This window comes from Fulvivirga ulvae (genome assembly GCF_021389975.1).
GTDB classification, from domain to species: Bacteria; Bacteroidota; Bacteroidia; order Cytophagales; family Cyclobacteriaceae; genus Fulvivirga; species Fulvivirga ulvae.
This window is the reverse complement of record NZ_CP089981.1, coordinates 1,219,233-1,237,623: the sequence shown is the minus strand read 5'-3', so window position 1 is coordinate 1,237,623 and position 18,391 is coordinate 1,219,233. Positions and strand designations below refer to the sequence as shown.

General features: G+C 43.1%; 20 protein-coding genes and 1 tRNA gene. 10 read left to right on the top strand and 11 right to left on the bottom strand.

The features are described 5' to 3' along the window. The 4 genes from cobT to LVD17_RS05105 are packed head-to-tail and all read left to right on the top strand — an operon-like array spanning position 1 to position 3,076. Positions 1 to 1,053, top strand: coding sequence for a nicotinate-nucleotide--dimethylbenzimidazole phosphoribosyltransferase (gene cobT, locus LVD17_RS05120; RefSeq protein ID WP_233765190.1), 1,053 nt, complete (start codon positions 1 to 3; stop codon positions 1,051 to 1,053). After that, entirely contained in the window at positions 1,050 to 1,823 is a 774-nt protein-coding gene (locus LVD17_RS05115) for an adenosylcobinamide-GDP ribazoletransferase (protein WP_233765189.1), read from the top strand. Before cobT ends, LVD17_RS05115 begins: the two co-directional genes overlap by 4 nt. Continuing rightward, positions 1,808 to 2,353, top strand: a complete 546-nt coding sequence (cobC, locus tag LVD17_RS05110; RefSeq protein WP_233765188.1) for an alpha-ribazole phosphatase — start codon at positions 1,808 to 1,810, stop codon at positions 2,351 to 2,353. Before LVD17_RS05115 ends, cobC begins: the two co-directional genes overlap by 16 nt. A gap of 9 nt (positions 2,354 to 2,362) precedes the next feature. After that, on the top strand, positions 2,363 to 3,076 hold the full coding sequence (locus LVD17_RS05105; protein WP_233765187.1) for a Dph6-related ATP pyrophosphatase: 714 nt from the start codon (positions 2,363 to 2,365) through the stop codon (positions 3,074 to 3,076). Here the strand turns inward: LVD17_RS05105 and meaB are convergent. Further along, positions 3,071 to 4,048 (bottom strand): methylmalonyl Co-A mutase-associated GTPase MeaB, encoded by a 978-nt coding sequence (gene meaB, locus LVD17_RS05100; RefSeq protein WP_233765186.1) that lies wholly within the window; start codon positions 4,046 to 4,048, stop codon positions 3,071 to 3,073. The genes LVD17_RS05105 and meaB overlap by 6 nt on opposite strands. 114 nt (positions 4,049 to 4,162) lie before the next feature. Here meaB and LVD17_RS05095 point away from each other — a divergent pair, with 114 nt between their 5' ends. Together LVD17_RS05095 and LVD17_RS05090 are read left to right on the top strand one after the other, a co-directional pair. Further along, positions 4,163 to 5,440: a CHASE2 domain-containing protein gene (locus tag LVD17_RS05095; protein ID WP_233765184.1), complete on the top strand. Its 1,278-nt coding sequence runs from the start codon at positions 4,163 to 4,165 to the stop codon at positions 5,438 to 5,440. Between the two features lie 112 nt (positions 5,441 to 5,552). Then, the gene (locus tag LVD17_RS05090) at positions 5,553 to 6,446 is read left to right on the top strand and encodes a hypothetical protein (RefSeq protein WP_233765183.1); all 894 of its coding nucleotides are present in this window, start codon (positions 5,553 to 5,555) and stop codon (positions 6,444 to 6,446) included. A 68-nt stretch (positions 6,447 to 6,514) separates the two neighbouring features. Here LVD17_RS05090 and LVD17_RS05085 read toward each other — a convergent pair whose 3' ends face one another. Then, entirely contained in the window at positions 6,515 to 6,937 is a 423-nt protein-coding gene (locus tag LVD17_RS05085) for an Hsp20/alpha crystallin family protein (protein ID WP_233765182.1), read from the bottom strand. A 215-nt stretch (positions 6,938 to 7,152) separates the two neighbouring features. Between LVD17_RS05085 and LVD17_RS05080 the strand changes: the two genes are divergently transcribed. Next, complete coding sequence (locus tag LVD17_RS05080) at positions 7,153 to 8,391, top strand: Nramp family divalent metal transporter (protein WP_233765181.1); 1,239 nt, start codon at positions 7,153 to 7,155, stop codon at positions 8,389 to 8,391. Between the two features lie 112 nt (positions 8,392 to 8,503). Then, positions 8,504 to 8,577, top strand: a tRNA-Asn gene (locus tag LVD17_RS05075). A gap of 443 nt (positions 8,578 to 9,020) precedes the next feature. Here the strand turns inward: LVD17_RS05075 and LVD17_RS05070 are convergent. The 7 genes from LVD17_RS05070 to LVD17_RS05040 all read right to left on the bottom strand — a co-directional run bounded on the left by LVD17_RS05070 (position 9,021) and on the right by LVD17_RS05040 (position 14,698). Then, positions 9,021 to 9,566, bottom strand: coding sequence for a YqcI/YcgG family protein (locus LVD17_RS05070; RefSeq protein ID WP_233765180.1), 546 nt, complete (start codon positions 9,564 to 9,566; stop codon positions 9,021 to 9,023). Positions 9,567 to 9,719: 153 nt separating this feature from the next. Beyond that, positions 9,720 to 9,923: a LysM peptidoglycan-binding domain-containing protein gene (locus tag LVD17_RS05065; RefSeq protein WP_233765179.1), complete on the bottom strand. Its 204-nt coding sequence runs from the start codon at positions 9,921 to 9,923 to the stop codon at positions 9,720 to 9,722. Between the two features lie 212 nt (positions 9,924 to 10,135). Further along, positions 10,136 to 11,029, bottom strand: coding sequence for a M90 family metallopeptidase (locus tag LVD17_RS05060; RefSeq protein ID WP_233765178.1), 894 nt, complete (start codon positions 11,027 to 11,029; stop codon positions 10,136 to 10,138). A 188-nt stretch (positions 11,030 to 11,217) separates the two neighbouring features. Beyond that, positions 11,218 to 11,739, bottom strand: coding sequence for a response regulator (locus LVD17_RS05055; RefSeq protein ID WP_233765177.1), 522 nt, complete (start codon positions 11,737 to 11,739; stop codon positions 11,218 to 11,220). Positions 11,740 to 11,906: 167 nt separating this feature from the next. Further along, positions 11,907 to 13,538 (bottom strand): L-glutamate gamma-semialdehyde dehydrogenase, encoded by a 1,632-nt coding sequence (gene pruA / locus LVD17_RS05050; RefSeq protein ID WP_233765176.1) that lies wholly within the window; start codon positions 13,536 to 13,538, stop codon positions 11,907 to 11,909. 81 nt (positions 13,539 to 13,619) lie between these two features. After that, on the bottom strand, positions 13,620 to 14,315 hold the full coding sequence (locus LVD17_RS05045) for a YjjG family noncanonical pyrimidine nucleotidase (RefSeq protein ID WP_233765175.1): 696 nt from the start codon (positions 14,313 to 14,315) through the stop codon (positions 13,620 to 13,622). Continuing rightward, positions 14,315 to 14,698: an ArsR/SmtB family transcription factor gene (locus LVD17_RS05040; protein WP_233765173.1), complete on the bottom strand. Its 384-nt coding sequence runs from the start codon at positions 14,696 to 14,698 to the stop codon at positions 14,315 to 14,317. Before LVD17_RS05040 ends, LVD17_RS05045 begins: the two co-directional genes overlap by 1 nt. A 116-nt stretch (positions 14,699 to 14,814) precedes the next feature. Here LVD17_RS05040 and LVD17_RS05035 point away from each other — a divergent pair, with 116 nt between their 5' ends. Next, positions 14,815 to 15,447: a carboxypeptidase-like regulatory domain-containing protein gene (locus tag LVD17_RS05035; protein ID WP_233765171.1), complete on the top strand. Its 633-nt coding sequence runs from the start codon at positions 14,815 to 14,817 to the stop codon at positions 15,445 to 15,447. Positions 15,448 to 15,750: 303 nt separating this feature from the next. Here the strand turns inward: LVD17_RS05035 and LVD17_RS05030 are convergent, their stop codons facing one another. Both LVD17_RS05030 and LVD17_RS05025 read right to left on the bottom strand, forming a co-directional pair. After that, a complete protein-coding gene (locus tag LVD17_RS05030) occupies positions 15,751 to 16,485 on the bottom strand; it encodes a tetratricopeptide repeat protein (protein WP_233765169.1) in 735 nt (244 codons plus the stop codon). Position 16,486: 1 nt separating this feature from the next. Then, positions 16,487 to 17,071, bottom strand: coding sequence for an RNA polymerase sigma factor (locus tag LVD17_RS05025; RefSeq protein WP_233765167.1), 585 nt, complete (start codon positions 17,069 to 17,071; stop codon positions 16,487 to 16,489). Positions 17,072 to 17,198: 127 nt separating this feature from the next. Between LVD17_RS05025 and LVD17_RS05020 the strand changes: the two genes are divergently transcribed. Beyond that, a complete protein-coding gene (locus LVD17_RS05020) occupies positions 17,199 to 18,200 on the top strand; it encodes a hypothetical protein (RefSeq protein WP_233765165.1) in 1,002 nt (333 codons plus the stop codon). Positions 18,201 to 18,391 lie beyond the last annotated feature (191 nt).

Here is an 18,391-nt window from a genome sequence, read left to right as displayed (position 1 = left end):
ATGGCAAGTATAAAACCATGCAACCGCGAGATACTGAGCAAAATTCAGCATAAAATAGACCACAAAACCAAGCCACTGGGAGCGTTGGGTGCCCTGGAGGAAATCGCACTTCGGGTAGCTCTTATCCAGCAAACGGATGCACCGCATTTGACAAAGCCGGGTATGGTAGTATTTGCAGCCGATCATGGCATAGCGCGGGAGGGGGTCAGTGCTTTTCCGCAGGAGGTAACCGTACAGATGGTACAGAATTTCCTTCATGGAGGTGCTGCCATTAATGTATTTTGCAAACAGCACAATATTGAGCTACACATTGTAGATGCGGGCGTTAATGCAGACCTTCCCGATTACCCTAACCTTATACAAAAACCGGTTGGAAAAGGCACTGCCAGCTTTTTGTCAGAGAAGGCCATGAGCCTGGAAGCATGCGGACAGGCCTTTAAGTCAGGAGAGGAAGTGACCTTTAAAATTTCCCAGTCCGGCAGCAACATTATTGGCTTTGGTGAGATGGGCATTGGCAACACATCCTCAGCCAGCATGCTCACCAGCCTGCTTTGCCAGTTGCCTTTGGCAGATTGTGTGGGCAAAGGAACAGGTTTGAACGAGTCCCAGTGGCAGAAAAAGATAGATATACTTCAAAATGCCCTGAACTTTCACAGACTATCACCCGAAAGTGACAGCATAGATATACTGACCACATTCGGAGGGTTCGAGATCGCGATGATGGCCGGCGCCATGATGAAGGCCGCTGAGCTGGGTATGGTAGTACTGGTAGATGGTTTTATAGCCACATCAGCTTTTCTGGTGGCGCATGCGCTACAGCCTGCTATACTTGATTATGCCATCTTCTGCCACGTTTCTGAAGAACCCGGCCATAAAAAGGCCCTTGATTTCCTGGATGCAAAACCTATTCTTCATCTCAATATGAGGCTTGGTGAGGGTACAGGTGCGGCAGTGGCCTATCCGGTAATTCAGTCAGCCGTTAATTTTCTCAATGAAATGGCCTCTTTTGAGGAGGCCGGCGTTTCTGAAAAAGACGAAGTGAAGCCGGTATGAAACACGAAGTCCGGCTGTTTTTTACCGCGCTGATGTTCTATACCCGTATCCCATGCCCGAAATGGGTGGATCATTCGGCAGAATACCTCAATCAGTGCACAAAATATTTTCCCTTGATCGGGTGGCTGGTCGGTAGCGCATCGGCTCTGGTGCTGTGGCTGGCTATGTTCATTTTTCCGGCATCGGTAGCCGTTATATTATCTATGGTTACAGGTATACTCATCACCGGGGCTTTTCATGAAGATGGCTTCGCTGATGTGTGCGATGGATTTGGAGGAGGCTGGACAAAATCAAAGATCCTTGCGATCATGAAAGACAGCCTTATAGGTGCGTATGGGGTAACGGGGCTTGCACTCATTTTACTGATGAAATTCTCGCTGGTTTCAGCCATAGCGCAACAAGTGCAAACAGGGCTGCTTTTCGGCATATTGATCGCTGCGCATACCGTAAGCAGGCTGGCGCCTGTTTTTATAATATACTTTGGTGAATATTCAAGGGAAGATGCCAGCAGCAAAGTAAAACCTGTGGCCAAAAAATTATCGGCAATCAATTTTGTGGTTGCCATTGTTATAGGGTTGTTGCCCATAATACGGCTACAGAGCCCGTGGTATTGGCTCATACTTTTTCCTGTTCTGCTGGCTACCTGGTTTTTGTATCGTTATTTTTATAAGTGGATTGAAGGATATACCGGCGATTGCCTCGGAGCTACGCAACAGGTAACAGAAATAATTTTCTATCTTTCAATGTTTGTTTTATGGAAGTTTATCTGATCCGACATACCACCCCACACATAGAAAAAGGAGTTTGCTATGGTCAGTCCGACCTTGATCTGGTAGAGACCTGGCAAGAGGAGTTCCAAACCGTGGCTGGAAAGCTGCCAGGCCAGTTTGATGCCTATTATACGAGTCCCCTGAAACGATGCATGCACCTTACCATGCACCTTACTGAGGATTTTTCCACTGACCACCGGTTGATGGAGTTTAACTTCGGCGACTGGGAAATGAAAAAGTGGGATGACATCCCCAAAGCACATATTGACCCGTGGATGAAAGATTTTGTTAATGTTACCGTGCCATCGGGTGAAAGCATGGCGGCAATGAATGAGCGGGTCAAAGCTTTTTTTTCAGAGCTGGTAGCTAAAGATTATAAACGAGTGGCCGTAATCACGCACAGCGTGGTTATCCGGATCGTTCTCTGCCATGTAGAAGGCCTGCCCTTGACAAGAGCCTTTGAAAGACCATTAACCTACGGAGATGTGGTAAAAGTGGAGTTGAATGAACAGGTTTTTACAAGTAATTGATAAGATCAAATGCCTAAAACACCAATAACTATTAGCTGGAGCGGAGGAAAAGACTCTGCTTATGCCTTATTCCGTGTCATGGAGACCGGGGCATACGATATCAGAAGCCTGCATACTGTTTTTGACTCCGAATTAAAAAGGGTTGGCTTGCATGGAGTGCACGAACATTTGATTGAAGTCCAGGCTGAGGCCCTTGGCATTCCTCTGGAAAAGATCTACCTGCCCAAAGATAATTCACATGAAGCCTATGAGCGTGTAATTAAAAACTTCTGCATGGCCAAAAAAGAAGAAGGGATAAATCACATCATGTATGGTGACATTTTTCTTGAAGACCTGAAGGCCTATCGTGATAAACAATTAAGTTCGGCAGGCATGAAAGGTGTATATCCGATATGGAAAGAAGACACACAACAACTGGTCGAAGAGTTTGTGGCAGATGGTTTTAGAACGGTGGTATGTGCCGCTAATGCCGCTATGTTTGACAAAGAGCAGGTAGGAAAGACGATCGATGCGGAATGGCTCAACCGTCTAGCAGATGGCGTAGACCCTTGTGGTGAAAATGGTGAGTTCCATACTTTCGTTTATGCTGGCCCGGTGTTTCGTAAGCGAGTTGATTTTCGCCTGGGCGATGTGGTGGAAAAAAGCTACGAGTACAACAAAAAAGAAGATGACGGCGGTCTCACCCCAATGAAGTCCAGCTTTTGGTTTCAGGAGCTTCTATAATCTGATCAGCTCCCTTGCTGCTGCCTGGGGAGTGATTTCACCCAAACCAACCTGCTTCTCCATTTCAGGTATACGCTCGGCTACTTCGGGTTTGTGGTAAAAATTGTTTTTTAGCAGAAAGCCTATGGTTTCGTGCATCCAGTTGATGTTCTGGTGCTTGCGAAGCTGATCCAGGCCTGATCCCATATGGCTGAAATACTCCTCAATCATTTTCCAGATATCGTCCAGACCCTGCCGCGTAACGGCTGAGCAGGTCAATACTTTGGGAGACCAGTCTGTTTCCGAAGGGGGAAATAAATGTAAGGCATTCTGATATTCAGCCCTGGCCTTTTTTGAAGCAGTAATATTGTCCGTGTCAGCCTTGGTAATGGCAATGGCATCCGCCATCTCCATAATCCCCTTTTTTATGCCCTGCAGCTCATCACCGGCACCTGCCAGCATCAGCAGCAAGAAGAAGTCAACCATACCCTTAACAGCAACCTCAGACTGGCCGACCCCGACCGTTTCAATAAAGATGATTTTATAGCCGGCCGCCTCACACAGCAGCATAGTCTCACGGGTTTTGTTGGCCACGCCTCCGAGCGATGCCCCAGTGGCAGAAGGCCGGATATAGGCATTACGATGGTGTGATAGCTGCTCCATGCGGGTTTTGTCGCCCAATATGCTCCCTCCACTCCTTTGGCTGCTGGGGTCTACGGCCAGTACAGCCAGCTTTTTGTCCATCTCTGCCAGATGCAGGCCCATGGCTTCTATAAAAGTACTTTTGCCGACACCGGGTACACCAGTAATGCCTATTCGCTTTGAGTTGCCCGTATAAGGTAAGATCCTGATCAGCACCTGTTCGGCCAGTGCCTGGTCACCCGCAAGATTGCTCTCGATCAACGTAATGGTACGGCTTAGAACTACGGTATTGCCCGCGAGCACACCATCCACATATTCGTTTACACTCAGTCTTTTCCGTCTTGAAGTCATACGCAGCAAATCAAGGCATTAATTTAAATTATATTACTTAAAACTGCCTAAAATTTATATTTTTACTATTGCGTTGCCCAAAATTGGGTCGACTTACATTAACTAACAGTGTCTATGGGAAGGAAATTCTGGATAGATTGTATCCTGGGAACTATCTTTATTTTTGGCATCATGTGGGTGATCTTCAACGTTTCCCAATTCCAGATCTTTGATGCCTTTGATCCGGTGGGTGAAGCATTGGACGATATGGAGATGACCGATGTGGCTTTTTCTCAACTCAGGGAAGACCCGGTTCCGGATACTAACATTGTTATTATTAATATAGGCATGCTGAGCAGGGCCGAAATAGCCCGGCAACTTCAGATCATTAACCAATATAAACCAGCCGTAGTAGGTTTTGACAGCTTTTTCAATTTCAGAAGTGCAGATACGTTAGGTGACCTTGCCCTTAGCAATGCATTTTCAGAGGTGGAAAACCTGGTGATGGTTACCAAACTGCTTCAGTCAGATTCCCTGAAAGTGTTGCGTGAGGGCGATGATATCTATGATTCCCTGGAAGTCTCGCATGATTTATTTCGTAAGGATGCATATCAGGCCTTTGCTAACCTTGATACCGACGCTGAAAATCAGGAAGATTATAAAACCTGCCGAGCCTTCCCTACCAGGCGGATAGTTAATGGAAAAGAACATGTGGCTTTTGCCGTTCAGGTAGCCGAATTATATGATCCGGTAAAAGTGAAAGAACTCAAGCAACGGAATAAACCCACGGAAATAATTAACTACAGGGGCAACCTTGTGGATTTCTTTGGGCGTACAGGTTATCCCAATATGTTTTACGCCCTTGATGTGGATGATGTGTTTAGCGAAAACTTCGTTCCGGAAATGATCAAGGGTAAAATCGTGCTTTTTGGGTTTATGGGGGAGAATTTTTTCGATACCTCCTGGGATGATAAGTTTTTTACGCCTTTGAATAAAAACTATGCAGGTAAAGCCAATCCGGATATGTATGGCGTGGTGGTTCATGCTAATATTGTCTCTATGATCTTAAAGGAGGACTATGTCGATGAGTTGACGGATAAAGAAGGTATAGGCATAATTGTGGCTATATTGATATGTTTCCTTAATGTAGCGCTATTTTCTTATGTTTATTTCAAGGTCCCGGACTGGTATGATGGCATTACCAAACTGGTGCAATTGGCAGAGATAATGCTTATTATATTTTTAATGGTAATTGTTTTCAGTGAATACAGTTTTAAGCTAAATTTGGTAATTACACTTGCTGCGATCGCTTTGGCGGGAGACGGACTTGAGGTCTTTTATGGTGTGGTTAAAAACCTGTTTAACAAAGAAAGTCGGAAACAACTGTTTACCATTCGCCGTAAAAGGGTATAAAAGTATATGGTATTTAAATAATCTTATTTATTACTAAAATCGTAAAATTTTTAAATCAACACGTTGGATGCCTCCGGGTTTCCATTCAGATTATCAAAATCAATTTAAACTCATGGAAAAGAATGTATTTGTTTTAACGTTCATGCTCATTTTTACAGTGGGGACTACCTTTGGACAAGGCTATACTTTTAAAGTACTTGCCAACAAAGGAGCGAATAAGGTAAAATCGGGATCAGAATGGCAAGCGCTTAAAACCGGAGCCTCACTGCAGGATGGAGATGAGCTTATTATTTCAGAAAATGCCTATCTGGGTTTGGTGCATGCGAGCGGAAAGACTCTGGAATTGAAAGCACCGGGGAATCATAAAATTACAGACCTAGCAGCTAAAGTAAGTACAGGAGGGTCAAGCGTAGCCAGTAAGTATGCTGATTTTGTATTAAGTAAAATGTCGGCCGAAGGAAAGAAAAACAGATTGAGTGCCACCGGAGCCGTACATAGAGGTAGTAGTGATGCTATTCAGGTTTTCATGCCCAGCTCGGTAGGGGTGTTTAATGACAATGCTATAATCAGATGGGATTCTCTTGATGGTCAGAATACTTACATTGTTACCTTGAAAAATATGTTTGACGACGTCCTGCTTTCTATCGAAACCAAAGACCCCAATATAGAGCTGGATCTGACTGATGACAAGATTTCCAAAGAGAATGTGGTGTTGTTGTCAGTAGCATCAAAAGGTGATGCTGAAGTGAAATCAGGTACTTATGCTATCAAACGTCTGCCTCAGGCAGATGCTGAGCGTGTAAAAGCCACGCTAAATGACCTTATGTCTGATGTCAAGCAGGAAACAGCGCTCAATAAATATATCCTTGCAGGATTTTATGAAGAGAACAACCTCCTTATAGATGCCCTGACCAGCTATGAGGAAGCCATAAAACTGGCGCCTGAAGTGGAAAGCTACAGAGATGCATATGTAGAGTTCCTGCTTAGAAACAGGTTAAATGAATAGTATTATCAGAAATGAATAAAAAAAAGAGGCTACGAAGCCTCTTTTTTTTGTCTGTTCTCCAACTTCACTTAGCTAACTTTGATCATACTCTTTGTTTCTTTCTTCTCTGTCAGGGGCAGTTTAATGGTCAGGATGCCATCAGCATAGTTGGCACTGATGCTCTCTTGGTTGATGTCTTCGGAAAGTGTAAAGGCCCTTCTGAATTTGCCGTAGTTAGACTCTTGCTTTTGAAGCTTCTCTTTCAACTCATCTTTTAAAATCCTTTCACCACTTATTTCAAGCACATTGTTCTCCAGGTTAATGCTAAAATCTTCTTTTTTCATACCGGGAACAATAAGTTGCAGCTCAATTTCTTTTTCTCCTTTGAAGATATCTACTGCCGGTTTGAAGTTGGCACTACCGTTTGTTTTGTCTCTTAAAACACTCTCGATCAAATCACCAAAAGTACCTGGTACAAAGTCGTTTAATGGGTTGTATCTTACTAATGTCATGGCTTTATAAATTTAAGTTTTATGTTTTTGTTTCACTTTAACTCTACACAATTGAAAATTGTACCAGACCGGATTTTGCCCTCAAAATTCAAATAAATAAGACACAATGTCATTAATTTTCATAATGACTTACGATATTAATGTCAATTTGTCTTGTTTTGACTATTTAGTTTTAGAAAAGGAATTTTATATATTGTGCCGCTAATTGCTAAAACATGAACGATAAGGTCAGGAATTTTTTAAAGACGTTAGGGCCGGGGATTGTATTTGCCGGAATGTGCATTGGTGTGTCTCACCTGGTGCAGTCTACCCGTGCGGGAGCTGATTATGGCTTCGCATTACTCATAGCTGTTATTGCGGCCAACCTGTTTAAATATCCTTTTTTCGAATTTTCTTCTCGCTATACTGGTGCTACCGGGCTAAGTATACTTGATGGCTATGCCAAAGTAGGTAAGTGGATCTTATGGGTTTATGGGATCATGACCCTTGTTACCATGTTTATTGTGAGTGCCGCGGTGACCTTTGTGGCTGCAGGCCTGCTAAGCAACCTTATGGGCTTTGAACTTACTACCAATTGGTGGGCAGCGATCATTTTTGGTGTTTGCATCATTGTGCTGGGCAGTGGCAGGTACGGTGCCCTGGACAGCCTCCTGAAAATCGTAAGCGTCGTGCTGCTGATCTCCACCATTACGGCCGTTGTTGTAGCTTTCGCAAAAGGTCGCCCGGAACCTGTAGAGGGGTTTGTCCCCAAAGAGCTGAACAGTGCCAGCGGATTGATATTCCTAATAGCACTGATGGGATGGATGCCAACGGCGGTAGATATGTCGACCTGGACAGGCCTCTGGGCAGAAGCCAGGATCAAACAAACCGGATATAAACCTACTTTGAAAGAGACGCTGCTCGATTTTAATATTGGCTACTCCATTACTGCCCTGCTGGCCGTTATATTTTTATCCCTCGGCGCATTGGTTATGTACGGCAGTGGCATTGAGATGTCCAATAGCGCGCCTGCATTTGCCGGACAGTTATTAGGAATGTACACTTCTTCTATCGGTCCCTGGAGTTATTTTATCATTGCCGTGGCTGCTTTTAGCACGATGTTTAGCACATCAATTACTGTGCTTGATGGCTATGGGCGAACTATGGAGCGCATTGTCAAACTGATTTTTGACGGGAAAAAGAAAGTCGGCTACTTCTACTGGGTCGTGCTGATCGCAGTTGGTTCCTTTTTAGTTATATCCCAGTTTTTAAATAATCTTAAAAGCCTTGTAGACCTGGCAACAGTAGTGTCATTTGTGATCGCACCGTTGGCTGCATTTCTGAACTATAAAGTTATATTCTCGAAGGACATAACCGGAGATTTTGTGCCACCAAAATGGTTAAAACTTCTGGCAATAGGAGGACTGATCTTCTTATCAGCCTTTACGTTAATCTATTTTTATGTCCTAATTTGACGTTTTGAAAGGGTGCTGAAAATTTCTTTAAATTTTTAGAAATTATTTTTTGCATATTTTAATTCGAAGTTCTAATATTGCACACCCAAATGAGGGAAACATATTTAAACATTCCCCCTTAGCTCAGTTGGTTAGAGCGGCTGACTGTTAATCAGTAGGTCCTTGGTTCGAGCCCAAGAGGGGGAGCAAAAGCCTGACGAAAGTCGGGCTTTTTTGTTTTTGAACGTTTTTTACTTATCTGAGTGCGGTTTTAAGAACCGGAAACGGTTCGATAAATGGGTTTTGAAAATCAATCTTTTTCCTGGAGGATACTCTTATAGGATTTTCCAAGCTGTAGTCTCTCGAATAGAATCTGCGTCTATTTGATCGAAGGAAGAAATTCCTTTTCTAAATGAAAAAACACCCCTGTAGTCCCCTCAAGGGGATCGTGCACCTTTGATCCTGCGTAGTTATTTGGCCGGCAACCTGTAACACCCACCGAATGCCCTGGCATAATTCTTATTTCATAAAGAATTAGCTACTAAACCCTTACACCGCACTATTCCTCCCTCGAGGGAGGTGGCCGCAGGGTGCTCCCCGCAATGCAGGTTCGTAATACTAAACGGTGCAAGTGAACAGTAAACTGTAAATTACGAGTCCTTCCCGATGGTTCTGAAAATCAATACAGGCCAGGGGAATCTTCTTACTTTTTGGTTGCTTTGAGGGTGCAGGCAAATGACGTGTAATGGACGGCCTGCGAGGGTGATGCAAAAATCAGATTCACCTGGCATGAGCATTTCATGATCATTTTGAGAGATGTGCTCCAAGGTATTGCCTGGAACGTATTGCAATTGTGTCCACAGCAGCAGTTGAAAATGTTCTTCATCTTCAATATCTACTTCGTCAAAAATGGCGAAGTAGGAGTTGCACTCCGGCCTGTCTTCTATATCTTCAATAAACTGATTAAGGCTATTGGATAGTGCACCGGCACTTTCCCGGGTTCCCATTTCAGAAAAAATCCCCATGCTGTAATTGATCTCTCTGATAGAGGGCATATTGGCCGAAGGTACCAGGTGGTTGTCATAATATCCCTGGATCGCTTCTTTCATCATTCTATACTTTATATTGTTTCGGGTGTCATTTAATGTTCCATGAAGCTCCCCATCCTCAACTCTGGCATATACTGGCTGTTGCATATAATTTTATCTTTAGGCTCTAGAATATTAAAAAGCATACCATGCTAAAAAACGGGAGATTTTCCCCTCCTTCTCGTCATATGCCTACGCTCTTAGTGTAATATCATTCTCACATGTGGAGTTCTTCTTCCACACTGTATTAAACCTTTCAATCTATTTGGGAAGGTTTGGTATTATCAACTTCTGACCGGCCTGAAGGTCATTAGGATCCTTAATCTTGTCAATATTGGCTTCATAAATATGCTTCCAAAGTGAAGGGTTGCCATAAAACTCTCTCGCTATGATAGTAAGAGATTCATCTTCTTTGACCGTGTATGTTTTCTTGATACCACTGCTTTTTATTTTTTGCTCTTCCATGATCAAACTGGTTATGGATTCCGGTTGGTATCGAAATCCTGTTAATAGTGCTTTATAAATGAATTATGTAAAAAGCATGCCAAGGTGACTCCAGAGAGTGACAGGTCAGATAGGATTTTACCGGTTTGGGTGAAATTTCATGTGTTTAGAAGACAAATAATGACCATAAACCGATTGAAGTGTTCTTAAGGATAACTGTGAGGACGTCTTCTTTATGATATCTTTGGGCTTTGATGGAATATTCTGTTTAGCAGATTGTATAGCTCGGGATGCTTGCTTTTAAACAGTTCCGGTCTTTGGAAGAAGTATTCACTGGCTACAGGTAGGAATTCTTCCTCAGAAGTGGCTCCGTATGGGTTAATATCTGATTGATTGCTTTTTATTTTCTGCATCTCCTGGTGCATTATGCGGAGCCATGGTTCTGCATACCTGTGCTCCATCAGGGCATCGGGAATACCGTCAATATTGCCATCTGACTCGTCAAGCAGGTGGATAAACTCGTGAATGCCCACATTTCTTTTGTGTTGCGGATGTTCAAACCCGAAATGAAGGTCTATCTTAGACAATATCATCTTCCCATTCATAATACCATTACCTACCATGCCAGATATTGACCTGTCATCTCCGGCGGTTTCATAGTTACTGTTAAAGGAATTGGGGTATAGCAGTACTTCATCCAGATGGTTGTATTCCCATTCGGGAAAGGCAAAGATGGGTATGACGGCGCTGCTGGCTACTAACAAGCGGTCCAGGTCGTCTACTTCAGTATCGATGCCGGTAATACGTTTCTCAGCCAGAAAGAGGTAAACTTTTCTTTCGAAGAGTACCTTTTTATCGGGTGAAAGCTCCCTGTAAAATTTCACATTTTTAATTAACAACTCTTTCCATGTGTCGGGGAAGTGCTCTTGTAGTGCTTTGGCCTTTCTCCTTATTCTTCGGGTTAAGCTGCGAAAGACAAGATATGCTATAAACAAGGCCACAGGGATGAAAATGGCGAGCAATGTATGGTCATGGTCATACAACGGGTAGCTCAGCATGGCTACGGTGAGAAATGTGGCAATGGCTACGAAGTAATGAAAGAATGACGGCTTAACGTGATTGCTCATAGGCTTTAGTCAAAAAGATTGTCTGAATACAGCTCCGGCAGGTGGGGCGACGATCCCATCGGGAAAGCCAAAGCTACACCTTCTTACTTGTATTTCTACGGAGAGGTTTGGGTTTAAATTCCCATCCCTTTAACTCTTATGTGGAGAGAGAAATCAAAATACTGTGAATTGATTTAATGATCGGTCGCTCAATGATTAAGAATATCAATAACCAACCGGTTAAGCTCCATCAGAGCTTCATTATCTTTAATGATATAGTCGCGAAGGCCGTTTTCAACAAAGGCATCTCTAAGGTTGATATCAATGTCGTTGAGGATCAGTACCTTTTGATTTGGATTGGCTTCCGATATTTTTTCCAGGGTCTCTTGCCCGGTTAGTGCATTGGGCAGACCTTTGTTAATATAAAAATTAAGCAGGATCAGATCCGGATTAAGAGGGAGGTTTTCCAGGCAACTTCTACCCGTAGCGAAATTTCTTACTTTGAATTTATACAGATTATCGGCTTCTGATTTGATCTCCAGCTTATTGAAATGTGTATTTAAGATCTGGAGAAAGTGAGGATCATCATCAACCACAAATACCAGCAGTTCTTCTTTTTGAACCTCCTTGGTGTCAACTAGTTCAGATGGGAATTTAATGCGGATAATGTCATTTTGAGGAGATCGTGTATTACGGTAATTATCTACCTTACTCAAAGAAAATCGTGGCATTCAGGCTAAGGGTTATGGGGTATTAAATGTTTCCTTGCTTCACAAAACTTACACGGATACAAAAATAACATTTTTGATTTATTTTCATAACTTTTTGTAAAATACTGCCTGAGCCATTAAAAAGGCGAGGTGTGTGCCTCGCCTTTACTGTCTTTCGCAGCTATATTTTACTTTTCTTCAAGAAAAGGATACTTGTAATCTGTTGGTGGTACAAAGGTTTCCTTAATTGTTCTTGGAGATACCCAACGCAAAAGGTTAAGTGCAGAACCGGCCTTGTCATTGGTGCCGGAAGCCCTGCTTCCACCAAATGGTTGCTGACCCACAACAGCCCCTGTAGGTTTGTCATTAATGTAGAAGTTACCTGCAGCGTTGACCAGTTTTTTTGAAGCCAGTTCTACGGCATACCTATCTTTGGATATGATAGAACCAGTAAGTGCATATGGAGAGGTACTGTTGACTAGTTCCAGTGTTTCTTCAAATCGCTCTTCCTGATATACATAGATTGTAACTACCGGCCCGAAGATTTCTTCGCAGAGTGTTTTTGCTTTAGGGTCTTTAGTAACTACTACAGTAGGCTCAATGAAGTATCCTTTGGATTTGTCATACCCGCCACCTGCAATGATCTCACTCATGTCTTCATTTTTAGCATGATCGATATATCCTGCAATTTTATCAAAAGCTTTCTCATCGATAACAGCATTTACAAAGTTGCTGAAATCTTCTGTTCCGCCCATTTTGATATCTTTCAGATCTTCCTGGATATACTTTTTCACATCAGTCCAAAGGTTTGAAGGCACATATACTCTGGAAGCTGCCGAACATTTTTGTCCCTGGAATTCGAATGAACCTCTTACTATAGCTGTCGCCAGTTCTTTGGCATTGGCAGATTTATGTGCCACGATGAAGTCCTTACCACCGGTTTCGCCTACAATTCTTGGGTAGGTTTTATATTTTTCGATGTTCTGGCCAATCGTTTTCCACAGGTGACGGAATACGCCTGTACTTCCTGTAAAATGCAAGCCTGCAAAATCAGGGTGGTTAAATACCACATCACCGGCAGCAGGTCCGTCAACATAGATCAGGTTGATAACGCCATCAGGCAAACCGGCTTCTTTGAACACCTCCATAATTACCTGCGCAGAGTAGATTTGGGTATAAGCAGGCTTCCAAACTACGGTATTACCCATCAATGCTGCTGAAGCGGGAAGGTTTCCGGCAATGGCAGTAAAGTTAAATGGTGTGATGGCAAAGATGAAACCTTCCAAAGGACGGTACTCAAGCCTGTTCCATACACCTGGAGATGATTCGGGCTGATCCTGATAGATCTGCGACATGTAATGTGCATTGAAACGCAGGAAGTCAATCAACTCACAGGCAGAGTCAATCTCGGCCTGGAAAGCATTTTTAGATTGTCCGAGCATAGTAGCTGCGTTGATCTTTGCACGGTACGGGCCAGCCAGAAGATCTGCAGCTTTTAAGAATATGCTGGCTCTGTGTTCCCAGGCCAGCTCTGCCCATGCTTCCTTAGCACCTAAAGCTGCATCAATGGCTTGCTGTACATGTGACGAATCTCCTTCATGGAAATAACCCAGCACGTGCTGATGATCATGAGGAGGGTTTAGCGGTAATTTTTTGTCAGTCCTGACTTCCTCACTACCGATGTACATGGGGATATCAACCTGTTTAGACCTCGCTTCCTCAATAGCTTTTTTCAAATTAGCTTTCTCTGATGAACCCGGTCCGTAAGTAAGTACGGGCTCATTTTTCGGAAGGGGTACATTGTAAACTCCTTTTGGCATACTTTATATATGATTATAATGTAAGAAATGATGTGTTTAGGCGGGCAAATTTACGCCATAAGTTTGTAAAATCCGACCGGCCTACAGGATATTCATGAGCTGGCTCAGGCAGTTGATCTCCAGGTCGATATCCTCGCGGTGTATTTTTCGCAATGGATTGAAATAGACAGAATCGATAGATGCCCGCTTAGCCCCCAGAACATCGGCCAACAGGTTATCACCCACCATGAGGGTGTCGCTACAAGTGGAACCGGCCACTTCCAGCGCATGGTTAAAGATCTCCCTGGAAGGCTTTCGGTGACCTATGGTTTCAGAAGTGATCATACCACTGAAATAGTTTTTCAGGTTGGAGTTGGAGAGCTTTATCTCTTGTATATCGTCAAAGCCATTGGTCAGAATATAGAGATCATACTTTTGCTTAAGGTAACAAAGTACATCATGGGCATAGGGTAGGAGGTTGGTTTTGGTGGGGCAAAGGTTAAGGTAGTCGTCAGACAGGCGAAGAGCCAGGTCAGGGTCCTGGATACGAAAGTGCTTTAATATACGATTGAATCGTTCCTGCCGTATAGTCGTCCGGTCGATAAGCCCATGATCGTACTGGCGCCAGAGACCGGAGTTGACCCTGCCGAAGCGGTCGTGGAACTGATCGAAGGAAAAACCGCAAATCGCATTGAGTTTATAGTTGATATATATTTCATTCAGTGTCTCCTGAGAGTTTTTCTCATAGTCCCAGAGGGTATGATCCAGATCGAATAAAATTACCTTGTATTTATGCATTAGTTCTGCCAGTTTCTAGTCTGTAGTTTGTTTAATGCCAGTTCCCTGTTAGAATACATCGTTTTATAAGCCTCAAGGTCACCACGAAGTACCTGATCCTTTTGTAAAAATTGAAATATCTGGTTAATGATATCATAGACCTCATCTTTCAAATGGTAGAATACCCATTGATCCTGCTTACGTGTGTTCAGAATACCCGAATTTTTTAGGTATATAAGGTGTCTTGAGGTTTTGGTTTGGGTGAAATCCAGAATCAGTTCCAGGTCCGAAATACACATTTCCTTATTTTTAAAAATAAGGTGTAGAATGCGAAGCCTGGATTCATCCGAGCAAGCTTTGAAGATCTGGGAGCCAAATGACAAGCTAAAATTTTTTAATCTCATGGTTAAGGTCTGGTTGAATCAAAATTAAAATAAATACTGAACATTATAAGGAAAATTGGCGTTCAATTGATATCTTCGAAATCCTATACATCCATAGTTTTAGTACGTTGAAGTGTTTGAAAAAGGTTCGTGGAAAGTATTTATGGCTTGCGGTGCTGCTGTGTGCAGTACTCTCCCTATCCGGGGTTGACGTTCAGGCGCAAGGCAAGAAAAAAGTAATTCAGCTTTCAGGTATTGTTCTGGGCGAAGACAGCATCTCAGGAATTCCCGGTGTGCACGTATATGTGCCTAAAGCGGGAAGAGGAACAACTACCAACAGGGTTGGGTATTTTTCTATGCCTACGCTGGTAGGAGATGAAATCGTGATCAGTGCGATCGGCTATGAAAAGCAATACTACAGAATACCCGACACCGATAAAGAAAACCTTACGATACTGATTGAACTGGTTTCCGATACCACATTCCTGGAAACCGTGGAGATCATGCCTTTCCCTACAGAAGAGATTTTTAAAGAAGCCGTACTGGCACTTAACCTGCCGGTAAGGGAAGATGTAAACAACGAAAATCTTAATGATGAACTGCTGGCGCTAATGCTCCAAACTACACCTATGGATGCCAGTATGAACCATAGGTATTATATTGATAACTGGGTACAATACCAGGGAGATAAATTTGGTCCAAGACCTAACCCGTTGTTAAATCCATTTAACTGGGCAAGATTTTTCAAATCCTTAAAGAATAAGAACTAATCCTCCGGGGTTATATCGCAAGGGATACGATAATAAGGATGAACAATACTAAGTATACTACTCCTATCAACCACTTGTAAAATTTAAATTCCGCACCTTTCATTGTAGTAATGTCTTTTTATTTTGAATAGTAGCAGAAGCTATGCCAAATGCAGAGACTGGCCTAAAAATCCTGTTTTAGCCCTTTTTTAGATGTTTAAACCTGTGATGTTTCTAATTATGGGATTTGTTCTATTATTTGGAATTTAATTTTTTAACTCTGACAGGGTTCAAAACCCTGTCAGAGTTAAAAAATTAAATATATCAAAGCTCTTCCAACAATGCTCTCGACTCTTCAAAATAAGGCGAGCCCTCCTGTATTTTCGAGAGCTGCTTTTTACAGGCTTTTTCATTTCCTTGTTTAAGAAAGCTCAGCGCCAGGTACCAGCTTGCCGTGGATTGAAAGATGGACGTGCCCTGTTGTACCTCGGCTAGCAGGTGTTCTGCCTGCGTATAATTTTCGGTTTCAATATAGGACAAGGCCAGGTAAACCTTTAGCCTGGGATTGTCAGGGTCTGTTTCTGACAATTGTTCAAGAAGAGCGGCCGCCTCGGCATATTTACCATTATTAAAGGTCTCTTCTGCCGCAATGGTCAGTGATTGGTTGTCACTCCGGCTTGAAAGTGCCAGGGGTTCATAATGGGCGTAATTACTATACTCAGGTGCGTCTGAAGACCAGTTGAGGATAAACAGAAAGCTTAGGGCTAATATAATACAGGCCGCTGTGGCCCAGTAGATATTTCGCAGGGGCACTACTTTTCCTTTTTTCTTTGATGTAGCAAAAAACTCCTCAGAAACAGTTTTTAGGGTATGTTTAAGATGTTCTTCTCCTTCTTTCCTTTTTTCTTTGGCTTGCAGACTCTCGTTTACCTCTGTATAAACACGCACCGTGTCCGCAAAGTCGGCATCCTGCATTTTCAATTCAAAATCCTTCTGCTCCGCTTCGGTCAGGTTGTTGTTCAGATATTTTTCTATGAGGTGATAGTCTTCCGCACTCATGTTACAATTCGTTAAGGTTCTTAAACTCTTTCGACTCACGAACCAGATCGGTTAAATGTCCCATGCATAAGGACTTTTTCTTTCTTACATAGGCATAGGATACCCCAAGTTTTTCAGCAACAGCTTTCATAGAATCTGTCTGCATGGTCAACTTTATCAGTTCACGGCACTTCTCACTCAGGGCATTCAACTTGTCAGCCAGTAGCTTACTTTTCAGTTCATACAGTTCTGTATTGTCTGCTGTTTGTTCGCTTTGTCTGTCTACAGATGCAAGATCCTCTTCAATTGTTACCTCCAGGCGGTCGGTATTTTTCAGTTTGTTCCACCACCGTCTTTTGCACAACAAAAAAAAGTAGGCATCAAAAGGGCAGGTGAGTACCAGTTTTTTTTCAAAGGCCTGCCGGTATATAACTATTAATGTTTCCTGGATAACATCCCTTGCGTCATTTTCATCTCCACTGTTCTTTTTTATAAACGATACTACCTTGCCGGAAAATTTCTCATAGATCTCCCGGATCACTGCGCTGTCATTTTGCAGGAGCGCTTCTATATACCTTTGGTCGCTATGGGCTTTGGGGCTATCCATGATAAGCAAGGATGCTAAACAAGTTCATTTTTTTGTCTTCTGAAATTTATTTCAAAAAAACTTCTGCCTGATGGGTAACAATTTGGAAGGCGGTTGATCTGGGAGTGTAAAACAAAAATTGAAAATCATGAAAACTTTGAAATTTTTAACCAATCTCGTTTTTATTTTAAGCATTATGACCACTGCACTTATAGGGTGCAAGGACGATGACAATGTGACGGTGACGCCTGAAGTGAAAATCCCGGACGGGGAAGCATTGCAGGAGAAATACGCAGAGCACCTGAATGAAGCCAGCCAGACTTTTCAGGTAGATGCTGAGAGTGGCGGTTCAGTTACCGGGGAGAAGGGTACTTACCTTTATTTCAACGCCAACTCCATGGTAGATGCTGATGGCAATGATGTGACGGGCAATATCGATATTGAGCTTATTGAGCTTTACGATAAGGCGCAGATGCTTTTGGGTGATAAGCCGACCCGCGGCCGCCAGGAAGATGGTTCTATCGCTACTCTGGTTTCAGGGGGTGAATTTTTTATCAATGCTACGCAGAATGGAGAGCAACTGCAGCTCAAGCCCGGTATTGGCTTTCAGATCGTAGTGGAAACGGATAGCCTGGATATGGACATGCAATTGTTTGTCAATGAAAATGGTGATTGCCTGGAGGCCGATTGTGAGGTGATCTGGGAAGAAGCCAAGGGCAGACTTGAAGCGGGAGATGCCCAGGGAGGTAATGGTGATGGCGGAGGAGCTTACTATGGCTTAGCCGATAATTTCGGATGGACCAACATAGACAGGTGGTATAGCGATCCGCGACCAAAAACTACACTTTATGTGGATGTACCTGAGGATTATGATAATACCAACTGCAGTGTTTTCCTATCGTACGATGGTGAACCTGCTGCGCTGGCAAAGTTTGATGTATATGACGAAGAAACCGGCCTGTTTACTGAGCACTACGGGCAAATTCCTATAGGGCTGGAGGTGCATTTTATCGTGCTGTCAGTTATTGATGACCAGTATTATTATGCTATTCAGGGTGCTACAATCACTGAGGATCACGTAGAGCTGATCGGTGACCTTAGCCCCACTACAGAGGCTGAGCTTATCCAGATGGTGGAAGATCTTCCCTGATAGTTATTGATCGATCCCTCAGTTCCTCTCCCTGTTTTTCGGGGAGGGGATTGAGTGGTTTTGTCCAATCACCCCTGCATACCGCACGGGAGGTTGTTTGCCCTGGTTTTTAGAATATTACTGAAATTTAGGGATTTACGCTCCAGGCCTTTAATTTGGCTTAAGCTATATTTTTGATATATTATCGTTTA